Annotated in this window: 1 protein-coding gene; it reads right to left on the minus strand. The window is 69.7% G+C overall.

Translation table 11 applies throughout. The features are described from left to right. Positions 1 to 28: 28 nt before the first annotated feature. Complete coding sequence (locus tag ACFXNW_RS21960) at positions 29 to 14,674, minus strand: SDR family NAD(P)-dependent oxidoreductase (protein ID WP_379419597.1); 14,646 nt, start codon at positions 14,672 to 14,674, stop codon at positions 29 to 31. Positions 14,675 to 14,678: the final 4 nt, after the last annotated feature.

Consider the following 14,678-nt stretch of genomic DNA (forward strand, 5'->3'; position numbering starts at 1 on the left):
GGTGGGGCTCCTGATCGTGCTGATTCAGCTATAGGTGATCGATGAATTCGAAGAGTTCGCGGTCGTCGGCGCTGTCGAGGTCGTCGACGGCACCTGGCAGGTCGATCGCCTCGGTGTCCTGGTCCGCGAGCTCGCTCAGCAGCGCCGCCAACCGGGCGGAGATCTCCGAACGGTCCGTGGCCGACAGCTCGGCCGCGGCGCAGCTGCGTGCCAGCGATTCGACCTCGGCCGCGATCCGCTCGGCGGGATCGTCGTCGGGCACGATCTGTTGCCGCAGATAGGCGCCCAATGCCTCCGGCGTCGGATAGTCGAACATCGCGGTGGCGGGCACCTGTACGCCGAGCGCCGAGCGCAGACGGTTGCGGAACTCCATGACGCCGAGTGAATCGAATCCGATATCGGTGAACGGCTTGTCCGCGAGCACCGATTCCGCACCGGTATGCCCGAGGACGGCCGCGGCCTGCGTGCGGACGACCTCGAGGATGATCTGGTCCTGCTCGGCCGCCGACCGGCCCAGCAGCCGGGGCAGCAGACCGGACGATTCGTTCCGCTCGGCGGCTCTGCGCCGCCGCGGTGGCCCGGACAGTCCGCGCATCATCGCGCGGACCTCGCCGTCCTCGGTGTCGGCGAGCGCCGACCGGTCGATCCGCGCGGCCACGAACGCCGAATCACCGGTCGCCAGCGCCGCGTCGAACAGCGCCATACCGTCCTCGGCGCGCAGGGCGCGGATGCCTTCGCGCCGCAATCTGGCGAGATCGGCCGCACCGAGATCGCCGGTCATACCGGTGCTCTGTTCCCACAGTCCCCAGGCCACCGATGTCGCGGGCAGGCCGTGTACGTGCCGGTGCTGGGCCAGCGCGTCGAGGAACACATTGGCCGCGGCGTAGTTCGCCTGGCCGGGGGTACCGATGACGCCGGTCAGCGAGGAATAGAGGACGAACAGTGACAGATCCAGGTCCTCGGTCGCCTTGTGCAGGTTCCACGCCGCATCCACCTTCGGTCGCAGTACCGTCGCGATCTGTTCGGGTGTCATCGCGGTGAACAGCCCGTCGGCGAGCACGCCCGCCGTGTGGACGACACCGGTCAGCGGATGCTCCGGCGGGATGGTCGCCAGCACCGCGTCCAACGCGGCCCGGTCGGCCACATCGCAGGCGACGATATCTACCTGCGCGCCCAGCGCCGTGAGATCGGCATGGAGTTCGCCCGCACCGGGCGCCCCCGGACCGCGCCTGCCCACCAGCACCAGCCGCCGCACGCCGTAGTCGGTGATCAGCTGCCGTGCCGCGAGCGCGCCGAGCACCCCGGTGCCGCCGGTGATCAGGACGGTGCCGTCCGGGCGCAACGGTGTGGGCACGGTGAGCACGTTCTTGCCGATATGCCGGGCCTGGCCGAGGTACCGGAAGGCTTGCGGCGCCTGCCGCAGGTCCCACGCGGTGGTGGGGAAGGGTGTGAGCGCTCCGGTGTCGAACAGGCCGACCAGTGTCGTCAGGATCTCGTGCAGCCGGTCCGGGTCCACATCGAGCAGGACGAAACTGCGGTAGTCGACGCCGGGATGCGCGGCAGCCACCTCGGCGCGATCACGCCGATCGAGCACACCCATCTCGATGAACCGCCCGCCACGCGGTAGCAATCGCAGCGACGCGTCCACGAATTCACCGGCCAGCGAGTCCAGCACGATATCCGCGCCGCGACCATCGGTGGCGTCGAGGAACTTCTGCTCGAACTCCAGCGTGCGCGAATCGCCTATCGCGGACTCGCCGAATCCCATCTGCCGCAGCACATCCCGCTTCGGGGTACTTGCGGTGACCAGCATTCGCAGCCGCAGATGCCGCGCGAGCTGCACCGCTGCCATGCCGACACCGCCGGTGGCCGCATGCAGCAACAGGGTCTGGCCCGGCTGCGCGGCAGCGAGGTCGACCAGTCCGTAGTAGGCGGTCGCATACACCACGGGCACCGCTGCGGCCTGGGTGAACGACCAGCCGCGAGGCATCCGGGCGAGCAGCCTGCGGTCGGCGACGGCCACCGAATCGACACCCCAGAGGAAGCCGAAAACCCGGTCACCAGGAGTGAATTCGATGACGTCGTCGGCGACCTCGAGCACGATTCCCGCCGCTTCACCGCCGATCCTGGCGTCCGGGAAGGGATAGGTCCCGAGCGCGACGAGCACGTCCCGGAAATTCAGCCCGACCGCACGCACACCCACTCGGACCTGTCCGGGCCGCAGCGGTTCCCGTGCGCGCGGATCATCGGCCAAGACGAAATTGTCCTCGTCCAGGGCGCCCTGACCGCGGTCCCCGAATGCCAAGCCCGGTGAACGCAGGACCGCCGCAGCCCCGGCAATTCCCCCACTGGCGCGCCGCAACCGCGGCATATACGCCACGCCACGGCGCACTGCCAGTTCCGGTTCACTGCCGGTGGCCACTGCCAGTTCCGCACCGTGCCGATAGTCCGTCCATTCGTCGACATCGACGACGAATATCCGTCCCGGATTCTCGCTCTGCGCGGTGCGCAGCAGACCCCAGGCCGCAGCGCCGGGCAGATCCACGGGTTCGCCGGGATGCACTGCCATCGCCTGCCGGGTCACGACCACCACGAGTTCGTCTGCTTGCAGCAATCGCTGCATCCGCGCGGTCAGGTCGGTCACCGAATCTCGTACCAGCGCAGGAAGATCGCCCGCACCGGATGATGTCTCGTCCAGACGCAGCACCGTCGCCGCCTGCCCCGCGACGGTGACGGTTTCGGCCTCGCCGGTGAGTGCCCAGGACGCGTCCGCCGTGTCGCCGGACGCCGGTGCGGGGAACGCGAGCCATTCCACGGCGTAGCCGACAGCGTCGGGCCGTCCACCCGCCGCACCGAGAGTGTGGATCGGCATGGGCCGCAAGGTCAACGCACCCAGGTCGGCCACCGGCAGTCCCGCGGAATCGGCGAGGGTGAGCGCGATCTGTTCGTTCCCGGCCGTGACGTCGGTCCTGGCCGCACGCACTCGAAGTGCCGTCGCGCCTGTCGCGTGCAGGGTGAGGTTCGCCCAGGAGAACGGGACGGCGATCGCGCCGTCCGGGGTGGCGGGAGCCAGTCCACCGAGCAGGATCGCGTGTAGCGCGGCGTCCAGCAGCGCGGGGTGGATACCGAAGCCGGTTACATCCGGCCGGGCCGCTTCCGGCAACGCGACCTCCGCGAACACCTCGTCACCGCGCCGCCACAGCGTGGTCAGCCCACGGAACAGCGATCCGTACTCGTAGCCCTGTCCGGCCAGCTCCGCATAGGCGTCCTCGACCGGTATCGCCACCGCGCCCGCGGGCGGCCATTCGACCAGATCCACGCCCGGAGTCGCCGCCGGTTCGGCGGTGACGGTGCCGCTCGCATGCCGCACCCACTCATCCGAATCATCCTGACTCGGGTGCGAATACACCGATACCGCTCGCGCGCCGTGCGTATCGGGCACTGCCACGACCACCCGCAGATCGATCGATCCGGCGGACGGTACCGGAAGTGGCGCCTCGATCGTCAGATCCGCCACCTCCGTACAGTCGAGCAACGTTCCCGCCTGCATGACCAGATCCACCATGGCGGCGCCGGGCAGCAGCACTACACCGGCCACCGCATGCTCGGTCAGCCACGGTTGATCGGCCGCCGATACGCGGCTCGCGAACACCACATCCCGCGAATCCGGCATCCGCACCATCGCACCGAGCAGCGGGTGTTCGACCGCGTCCAGACCCGACCGCCGGTCATTCGGCACACCAGCCGGTTTCGGCCAGTAGCGCCGACGCTGGAAGGCATATGTCGGCAACTCCAATCGAGCGGCGGCCGGAGCCAGCGCCTGTGCCGCGACCTCGATACCGGCGCAATACGCGCCCGCCAGCGCGACGGCGAACTGTTGCGGTCCGCCGTGCTCGCGTTTCAGCGTGCCGAGGACGGCCACCTGATCGGCCAGATCGATCGATTCGGCGGTCAGTTCGACCCCCATCGTGAGCACCGGATGCGGACTCACCTCGATGAAGGCGTTGATCCCGGCGCGCTGCAACGCTTCGATGGATTCGGCGAAACGCACCTGCTCGCGCAGCCCGCGGTACCAGTACCGCGCGTCCAGCGTCGCGGTATCGACGTAGTCGGCGGACACCGTGGAGAAGAACGGCACCGAACCGGGCATCGGTGTCACCTGATCCAGCTCGGCCAGTACCCGATCGCGGATCGACTCCACCGCGTGGGAGTGCGAGGCGTAATCCACCGGAATGCGTTTCGCCCAGACACCGTCGGCCGCGCACCCGTCCAGGAATTCCGTCACGGCCTGCGCGGCACCCGAGATCACGATCTGTCCGGGGCCGTTCACGGCCGCCACGGACAGCCGGTCCCCGAACCGGGCCAGCCGTTCGGTCACCGCGTCGGCAGACAGGTTCACCGACGCCATACCACCCGCGCCCGCCAGTTCCTCGGCGACGATCCGGGAGCGCCGCGCCACGATTCGCGCACCGTCGGCCAACGACAGCCCGCCCGCCACCACGGCGGCCGCGATCTCGCCCTGCGAATGCCCGACCACCACGGCCGGTTCCACGCCGCTCGCGCGCCACACCCGGGCCAGCGACACCAGCACCGCGAACAGCACCGGCTGCACCACATCGACCCGTTCCAGTGCCGCCGCGTCCGGTTCGCCACGCAGTACCGCGGTCAGCGACCAGTCGACGAACGGTGCCAGCGCCGCTTCGCATTCCCCGATCGCCTCGGCGAAGGACCCGCCCGCGGCGAGCAGTTCCGCCGCCATCGCGGGCCATTGGCTCCCCTGGCCGGGGAAGACGAAGGCCACCCGGCGTTCCGTGGTCGCGCGACCCGATGTCGCGTTGCCGGTGGGCGGTTGTGCCACCGACTCGGCCAGGCCGGCCAGCCCGGACGTGAGATCGGCGCGCTCCCGGCCGATCACCGCACCGCGCCACTCCAGCTGGGGGCGGTGGCGCAGCAGGGTCGACGCCACCTCCGTCAGGTCCGCCTCCGGATGTGCGTCCACCCATGCGGCGAGCCGAACGGCTTGGCCGCGCAATGCCTCGGGGCTGTCCGCCGACAGTGCCCAGACATTCACCTCGGTGTGGCGATCGGCTGATTCGCCCGCTCCGGCAGGCGCCGAGCGCGGCGCCTCCTCCAGGATCACGTGCGCGTTCGTTCCGCTGATACCGAAGGACGACACACCCGCCCGCCGTATCCGCCCGCCGGCGGGCCAGTGCTGTGCCTCGGTCAGTACCTGAACCGATCCGGCCGACCAGTCCACATGCGGTGACAGCTCGTCCACGTGCAAGGTCTTGGGCATCACCTCGTGCCGCAGGGCCTGCACCATTTTGATCACGCCACCGACTCCGGCGGCGGCCTGCGAATGCCCGATATTCGATTTCAGCGATCCGAGCCGCAGCGGCTCCGCCCGATCCTGCCCATAGGCGGCGAGCACGGCCTGCGCCTCGATCGGATCACCCAGCGCGGTCCCGGTGCCGTGCGCTTCTACCGCGTCCACATCCGCCGCGCGCAATCCGGCGTCGGCCAGCGCCGCGGTGATCACCCGCTCCTGCGAGGGGCCGTTCGGCGCGGTCAACCCGTTCGATGCACCGTCCTGATTGATCGCGCTGCCGCGTACCACGGCCAGGACGGTGTGGCCGAGCCTCCGCGCATCCGACAGCCGCTCCATCACCAGTACCCCTGCGCCCTCCGCCCAGGCCACACCGTCGGCGGCCGCTGAGAACGATTTGCACCGGCCGTCCTTGGCCAGCCCGCGCTGGCGAGAGAAGTCCACGAACACCGTGGGTGTCGTCATCACTGTCGCACCGCCGACCAGCGCCAGCGAACTCTCCCCCTGACGCAGCGCCCGGCACGCCACGTGCAGGGCGACCAGCGAGGAGGAACACGCGGTGTCCATGGTGAGCGCGGGGCCCTCGAGGCCGAGCGCGTACGCCACCCGGCCCGACACCACACTGCCGAGCGATCCGGTCAGGGCATAGGACTCCACCTCGGGTCCGGCCGCGCGGATCACGGTTTCGTAGTCCTGGTACATCACGCCGGTGTAGACGCCGGTATCGCTGCCGCGCAACGACACCGGATCGATTCCGGCGTGCTCCAATGCCTCCCAGGACACCTCGAGCAGCAGTCGCTGCTGTGGGTCCATGGCTATCGCCTCGCGGGGCCCGATACCGAAGAATCCGGCATCGAAATCGGCCGCGTCCCGCAGGAATCCACCCGAACGTACATAGGAGGTTCCCGAGTGTGCCGGGTCAGGATCGAACAGCCGCTCCAGATCCCAGCCGCGATCGGCAGGGAACTCGCTGATGGCGTCCGTTCCCGCGGCGACCAGATCCCAGAGCTCGTCGGGCGATTCGACCCCGCCCGGATACCGGCAGGCCATCCCGACGATCGCGATGGGCTCGTCCGCCCGCACCCGCCGCACCGCCTTCCCGGCCGTTTCCCCCTGCGCGGGCCCGAGTTTCGACAGCACCAGCTTGGCCACCGCCGCCGGTGTCGGATGGTCGAACACCAGCGTCGACGGCAGCCGCACACCGGTCGCCTTATCCAGCCGATTACGGAACTCCACCCCGCCCAGCGAATCGAAACCCATCTCGCTGAACGGCCGGTCGGCCCCGATCAGTTCGCGTGACGCATGGCCGAGCACAGCGGCCACCTGCTCGCGCACCACTTCCAGCACCATGGACCCGCGTCGCGCTTCCGGCAGCCCGGCCAACCGGGCGCCGAGCGAACCATCGGCTGCCGCAGCTCGTTTCAGCGTGGCGCGTGGCGCGAATCCGCGCAGTACGGCGGGAACCGATTCGATGTCGGCGGCGCGGCGCAGCACACCGGCGTCGAATCGGATCGCGGCCAGGCACGCCTCCGGCCGGGTGAGGGCAGCGTCGAAGAGACGGCGACCCTCATCGTCGCCGATCTGGCCCAGCCCCAAACGCTCCCACCGGGCGAGGGCGACCCGGTCCAGCTCGCCGGTCATCCCACTGCCCTGGTTCCACGGGCCCCAAGCCACCGAGGTGGCGGCAGATCCGGCAGCCCGTCGCTGTTGGGCCAACGCGTCAAGGGCCGTGTTCGCGGCGGCGTAGTTCGCCTGCCCGGCCGACCCGACAATGCCCGCGATCGAGGAGAACAGGACAAATGCCGACAGATCGCGGTGGCGGGTCAGTTCGTCCAGATGCCATGCGCCGTCGACCTTCGGCGCGAAGACCCGGTCCACCTGCTCGCCGGTCAATGTCTCGACGGTGCCGTCGTCGAGCACTCCCGCCGTGTGGACGACAGCACTCAGGCGATCCGGTGAGTCGATGGTGTCCAGCAGGCTTCGCACCGCATCGCGGTCAGCCACATCGCACGCGACGATCCGGACCTCGGCGCCTGCCCGGGTCAGCTCCGCGGCCAGTTCGGCGGCGCCGGGCGCATCCGGTCCCCGACGCGAGGTCAGGACCAGACTGCGCACCCGGTGCTCGGCGATCAGGTGCCGGGCGAACAGCGCGCCGAGCCCGCCGGTACCGCCGGTGATGAGGACGGTCCCGTTCCCGAACGAAGGAGCCTCGGTGTCGACGGGCGCCGCATCGGTTACCAATCGCGGCACCAGTACCTGTCCGCCGCGCACCGCCACCTGTGGTTCGCCCGATCCGAGCGCCGTCGCCACGCGTTCGGCATCCAACGGCTGTGCCGGATCCTCGTCCACCAGGACGAACCGCCCCGGGTTCTCCGATTGCGCACTGCGCACCAACCCGCATACCGCGGCGGCGGCCGGGTCCTTGACCTCCCCGGGCAACCCCGCTCCACCGGTGGTGACCACCGCGAACCGGACCTCGGTACCGTGCTCGCCCGCCAGCCAGGATTTCAGTGTCCGGAGGGTGTCGTGCACCGTGCGCCGCACCGCCGCCGGACCATCCGTCGACGACTCGGGTATCCGCCACACCACGGCATCCACCTCGATGTCGGCCGTGGAGATATCGGCGACCGATGCGAAGTCCACGTCGATCCCGGTCAGGGCACCACCGGCGAGGGTGGCCATGACCGGCGCGGCGGCATCGCTGCTGCCCACCGGCTCCCATCGCAGCCGGAACAGCTGTGCCGCGTCCGCCCGTTCATCGGCGGCGAGCGCGTCGATCGCGACCGGACGCAGCGTCACCGCGCCGAACTCGATGACCGGTTCATCGCGTGAATCGCTGACTGTCAGCGTGATGCGCCGATCGGCGCCGGTTCCGGCCGGTACCGACCGCACCCGCACTGAGGTGGCGCCGACAGCGTGCAGGGCGATGTTCTCCCACGAATACGGAACCAGGATCTCGCCCGGCGCCGCCGGCTCGGTCATGGCGCCGAGCAGGACCGCGTGCAGGGCCGAGTCCAGCAGTGCCGGGTGTACCGCGAACCGGTCGGCCGCGCCATGCGCCTGCTCCGGCAGGTCCAGTTCCGCGAAGATCTCGTCGCCGCGCCGCCACAGTGCTGTCAACCCGCGGAAATGCGGGCCGTAACCGTAGCCGCGCCGAGCCAATTCTTCGTAACCATCCGCTATGTCGATCGGGTCGGCGCCCGTCGGCGGCCAGATCTCCGTCACCTGGCGGGACACAGACGACAGCGGCTGTGCGACAAGGGTTCCCGTCGCATGACGAGTCCACTCCACCGCCGATGACGCGAGCTCGCTTTGCAGACGCGAGTACACCGACACCGCCCGAGATCCCGACTCATCGGGCCCGTCCACCATGACGCGCAGTTCGACGGCGCCCGTCGCCGGGAGCACCAGCGGCGCCGTCACGACCAGCTCGGCCAGATGCGGGCTGTCGGTCATCGCACCGGCATGCAACGCCAACTCCACGAATGCCGTCCCCGGCACCAGTACGGCACCGCCGATCACATGATCGGCGAGCCAGGGATGGCTCGACAGCGATATCCGGCCGGTCGCCACCACACTTTCTGACTCGGGCACGCGGACCACGGCGCCGAGCAGCGGATGCCGCAGCTCGTCGAGGCCGATGGTCCTGGCATCACCGGTCTGGGTGGATGTCAGCCAGTACCGCTGATGCTGGAACGCGTACGTCGGCAGGGACACTCGCGAGGCCATGGAATCCGCGAACAGCTCCGTCCAGTTCACCTCGATACCGGCGATATGGGCCTGCGCGAGCGCCGAGACGAACCTGGTCGGCTCCATGGCGGTACGCCGCGCGGCCGCGATCACCACCGAAGCCGCTTCGGCGTCCGGGGTTTCGGCCAGGCATTGCCGAACCATCGCCGCGAGTACCGCGTCCGGCCCGACCTCCACGAACCGGCGTACACCCGCCGAGACGAGAGCGTCCACGCCGTCGGCGAAGCGGACACGATCCCGCACCTGCCGCACCCAGTACTCCGGATCGATCAGATCGGATCCGGCGAGTTCACCGGTCACATTCGACACGATCGGAATGTTCGGCGGGCGGGAGTCGATCGCCTCGGCCACCGAACGGAATTCGGCCAGCATCGGATCCATCCGCGCCGAATGGAACGCGTGGCTCACCCGCAGCCGAGTGGTCTTGACCCCGGCGGCCGCCAGGCTTCGCTCCAGCTCACCGACGGCCTCGGCGTCCCCGGACAGCACGGTCGACGCCGGTCCGTTCACCGCCGCGATCGACACCCGGCCCTGGGCATCCTCGATGGCATTCGACGCGCGTTCGGCCCCGCACGCCACCGCCAGCATGGCCCCACCCATCGGCAGCGCCCCCATCAGCCGGCCACGGGCGGCCACCAGCGCGCACGCGTCGGCCAGCGACCACACACCCGCCGCATGCGCGGCGGCGAGTTCGCCGATCGAATGACCGATCAGCAGATCCGGGGTGATACCGAATGATTCGATCAGCCGGAACAGCGCGATCTCGAACGCGAACAAGGCGGGCTGGGTGAATTCCGTCCGGTCGAGCAACCCCTCGACATCGTCGAACATCAACTCCCGCAACGCGAGTGCGCGGTCCCGGCCCGGTGCCGGATCCACCGCGTCCAGATGGGGATCGAACTCGGCACATACCTCGTCCAAGGCACGGGCGAAGACGGGGAACGCACGGTAGAGTTCGGCGCCCATCCCAGCCCGCTGTGCCCCCTGACCGGTGAACAGGAACGCGGTCTTACCGGCCATGACCCGGCCCGCGGAGGCTCCGGTTCCGGCGGCGAGTTCGGCCAGTCCGGCCAGTAGTTCGGTTCGATCGGCGCCGACGGCTGCACCGCGCACAACGAACTGCGCACGCGTGTCGACCAGCGCCTTGGCGGCGCTGCCGAGATCGGCGTCGGGATGCTCGAGCATCCACTGCCGCAAGCGCCCCGCTTGATCTCGCAGCGCCGCGTCGGTCTTCGCCGAAAGGAGCAGCGGGAGCGCGGCGGGCCGATCCGCACCGGAGCCCTCGACCGCGACGGCCGCCGGTGCTTCTTCGACGATCACATGGGCATTGGTGCCGCTGATCCCGAACGACGAGACACCCGCACGGCGCACCCGGTCCGAGGCGGGCCACGGCTCGGGCTCGGTCAGCAATCGCACCGATCCCGCCGACCAGTCCACATGCGGTGTCGGGGCGTCCACATGCAGGGTTTTCGGCAGCGCTTCATGGCGCAGGGCCTGCACCATCTTGATGACGCCGCCGATACCGGCCGCGGCGACCGCATGACCGATATTCGATTTCACGGATCCGATCCGCAACGGCTCGTCCCGTCCGGAGCCGTAGGCGGCGATCAATGCCTGCGCTTCGATCGGATCACCAAGGGTGGTCCCGGTCCCGTGCGCCTCCACGGCATCGACATCGGCGGGCGCCAGACCGCCCGCGGCCAGCGCCGCCGCGATCACCCGCTCCTGCGATGGACCGTTCGGCGCCGTCAGGCCGTTGCTCGCACCGTCTTGATTGATCGCGCTTCCACGCACCACGGCCAGTACATCGTGGCCGTGGCGGCGGGCATCCGACAGCCGTTCGAGCACCAGGACGCCGACGCCCTCGGCCCAGGTGACGCCGTCCGCCGCGGCGGCGAAAGCCTTCGACCGTCCGTCCGGCGCCAGCCCGCGCTGGCGGGCGAAATCGATGAACAGATCCGGGCTCGCCGCCACACTCACCCCGCCCGCGAGCGCCAGCGCGGTTTCGCCCTGGTGCAATGCCTGGCAGGCCAGGTGCAGCGCGACGAGCGAGGACGAGCACGCGGTGTCCACCGTGACCGCGGGCCCCTCCAGGCCGAGGACGTAGGCCACCCGGCCGGATATCACGCTGTGCGAGGTCCCGGTGAGTCGATAGCCTTCATAACCGCCGCTCACCCCCCGCTCATAGCCGGAGGAGCAGGCGCCCACATAGACACCGGCATCGGTGCCGCGCAATCCGCTGGGGTCGATGCCCGCATGCTCGAGGGCTTCCCAGGCGACCTCGAGCATCAGTCGCTGCTGTGGATCCATCGCAGCGGCCTCACGCGGGCCGATGCCGAAGAAATCGGCGTCGAAAACGTCGGCGGCGGAGAGGAATCCGCCTTCCCGGGTGTAAACGGTGCCCGGCTTATCCGGATCGGCGTCGAACAGCCGCTCCAGATCCCAGCCACGGTCCGCCGGGAACGGCGTGATCACATCCCGGCCCGCCGCGACCAGCTCCCACAGGTCCTCGGCCGAGGCCACATCGCCGGGAAACCGGCAGCCGATTCCGACGATCGCGATCGGCTCCGTGGAATGTGCGCGCCGCGTCGCCTGCCGGATGCCCGGATCCACGCCTTCGAGCCGCGAACGCACCAGCCGGGCCACCGCGGCCGGGGTGGGATGGTCGAATACCAGTGTCGCGGGCAGCTGCACGCCGGTGGCCGCCACCAGTCGATTCCGCAATTGCTGTCCGCTCAGCGAATCGAATCCGGCTGCGGTGAAAGGGAGTTCGTGATGTATCGCATCGGGGGAATCGTGACCGAGGATCAGCGCCGCCTGTTCGGCCACGACCGCGAGCACCAGTGCGTCACGTTCGGGCTCGGGCGCCGCGAACAGCCGTGGCGCCAGTGGGCCCGAGTCGGTGATCTGCGCAGCGGCATCGGCGGCTGGAGGGGCTTGCGGCAGCAGTGCCGCCTGGCGCGCATCGCCCGATTCCGCGCCCATACCGACTCCGGGCGTCCAGCAGCGCCGCCGCTGGAACGCGTAGACCGGCAGGTCCACCATCGGGGCGTGCGGCGCGAGCATCTGCGGCGCAACCTCGAGCCCCGCGCAATAGGCACGTGCCAGCGCGGCGGTGACGTGCTCCGGGCCGCCCTGACCGCGCCGCAAGGTGCCGAGCACGGCCACCTGGCCGGTTTTCCCGAGCGCGTCCGCGGTCACCTCGATCGCGGCGGTGAGCACCGGGTGCGGGCTGGTCTCGACGAAAGCGTTCAGCTCGGCACGCAGTAGTGCTTCGACCGCGTCGGCGAACCGCACCGGTTCGCGCAGGCCCCGGTACCAGTACCCGGCATCGAGGTCAGCGGTATCGACGTAATTCGCGGTCACTGTCGAAAAGAACGGCACAGTACCGCTTTTCGGTCGAATCGGCGCCCACCCGGCCAGCAGCCGGTCGCGGATCCGCTCCACCGCGGGCGAATGGGAGGCGTAGTCGATCGGTACCCGCTTCGCCCACACCCCCGCCGCGGCGCATCCGTCGAGGAACTCCGTCAGCGCGTCGAGCTCGCCGGTCACCACGGTCTGCCCCGGGCCGTTCACCGCACCGATCGACAACCGGTCACCGAACGGCCTCATGCGCGCGAGCACCGCATCGGCCGCCAGCGCCACCGCCGCCATACCGCCCGATCCCGACAGTTCCTCGGTGAGCGCACGCGAACGCACCGCGACGACCCGGGCCCCGTCCGCCAAGGACAATCCACCGGCCACCACCGCAGCCGCGATCTCGCCCTGAGAATGACCGATCACCGCGGCGGGTTCGACTCCGCTTGCGCGCCACACCCGGGCCAATGCGACCGACACCGCGAAAATGACCGGCTGGACGACATCCTCACGTTCCAGCGACGGGGCACCCTCCACCCCGCGCAGCACCTCGGTCAGCGACCAGTCCACGAACGGCGCCAACGCCGCCTCGCACTCCGCGATCGCGGCCGCGAATACCCGATCCGAGGCCAGCAGCTGCGCACCCATCCCGGCCCATTGGCTGCCGTGGCCAGGGAACACGAACACGGCCTGCCGAATCGCCGCCCTGCCGATCACCGCGAGGCGATCATCGGCTCCGGCCGGATCGGCCAATGCCGCCAGCCCGGCATCGAACGCCTCGATCCGGTGCCCCACCACCGCGCCCCGCCATTCCAGCGGAGTGCGCGAGCGCAATAGCGAATGGGCTACCTCGGTGGCATCAGCCCCCGGATGCTCGGCCAGCCACTCCCGCAACCGCACCGCCTGCTCCCGCAATGCCGCCGGGCTCTGCCCTGACAGCACCAGCGCCACCGGCCGCGTCCGCTCCGTTGCGGTCACCGGTTCGCCCGCAACGGGTGCCGGCGCTTCCTCCAGCACCGCATGCGCGTTCGTACCGCCCATACCGAACGACGACACGCCCGCTCGACGCAGCGTGGCAGCGGACCAGGGTTCGGTCGCGGTGGCGACCCGCAGACCGAGCGCGTCGAGCGGAATCCGCGGATTCGGGGTGTGAAAGTTCAGGCTCGGCACCAGTTCTCGATGCCGCAGGCACAACGCGGTCTTGATCAGACCGACAATTCCCGCCGCACCTTCCAGATGCCCGATATTGGTTTTCACCGAACCGACGATCAACGCCGAGTCCGCGGACCGCGTCGCGCCGTAGGTATCGCCGAGTGCGGTCGCCTCCACCGGATCACCGGCAGGTGTGCCGGTCCCGTGCAGCTCCACATAGTGCACCGAGGCCGGATCGACGGCTGCCGCCGTGAGCGCGTCCCGGATGACCGAGGTCTGCGCGGCCGCGCTCGATGCGCCGAGCACCCGGCGCTCGTTTCCGCTGTCGACCGCACTGCCCCGGATCACCGCGTAGATCCGATCACCGTCGGCGACCGCCCGCGCCATCGGTTTGAGCACGATGACGCCGCCGCCTTCACCCCGGACGGTGCCGTCCGCACGTTCATCGAAGGTGTAGCACTTACCCGAGGGCGAATGGGCGCCGAAGTGTTCATAACGCTCACCGCTCAACGGGGAGAGAATGAGATTCAGCCCGCCCGCAAGGGCTATATCGCATTCACCACTGCGCAAGGACGCGCAGGCCAGATGCACGGCGACCAGCGACGACGACTGACCGCTGTCCACGACGAGGCTCGGACCGGTGAACCCGTAATAGTTGGAGATCCGGTTGGCTGCCATCCCCCGGCCGACGGCCGAGAGCGTATGCCTGCCGAGACCGGATCGGCCCTGCGCGGCGACGATTTCGGCGAAATCGGTGCCGGTGGAGCCGAGGAACACTCCGGCGCGGGCTCCGTGCCGATCGAGCAGGCGCGCGTCTTCCAGCGCCTCCCAGCTCAATTCGAGACCGAGTAGCTGCTGCGGATCGATCGACCGCGCCTCGTTCGGTGGTACGCCGAAGAAGTCGGCGTCGTATTCGGTGGCGGTGTCGAGGAATCCGGCCGTCTCATCGACACCGGGGCGATCGGCCGGAGCCGAACCGATGGCCTCGCGCCCATCGCGCAGCAGCCGCCAGAACTGTGTCAGGTCGGCAGCGCCCGGCAGCCGGCACGACATTCCGACAATGGCGATCTCGTTCGCCGATTCGACCATGGGA

This window comes from Nocardia sp. NPDC059180 (genome assembly GCF_042754945.1).
GTDB lineage: Bacteria > Actinomycetota > Actinomycetes > Mycobacteriales > Mycobacteriaceae > Nocardia.

Coding starts and splice junctions, on each gene's coding strand:
- ACFXNW_RS21960 (WP_379419597.1), bottom strand. CDS start 14,674: ATGGTCGAATCGGCGAACGAGATCGCCATTGTCGGAATGTCGTGCCGG.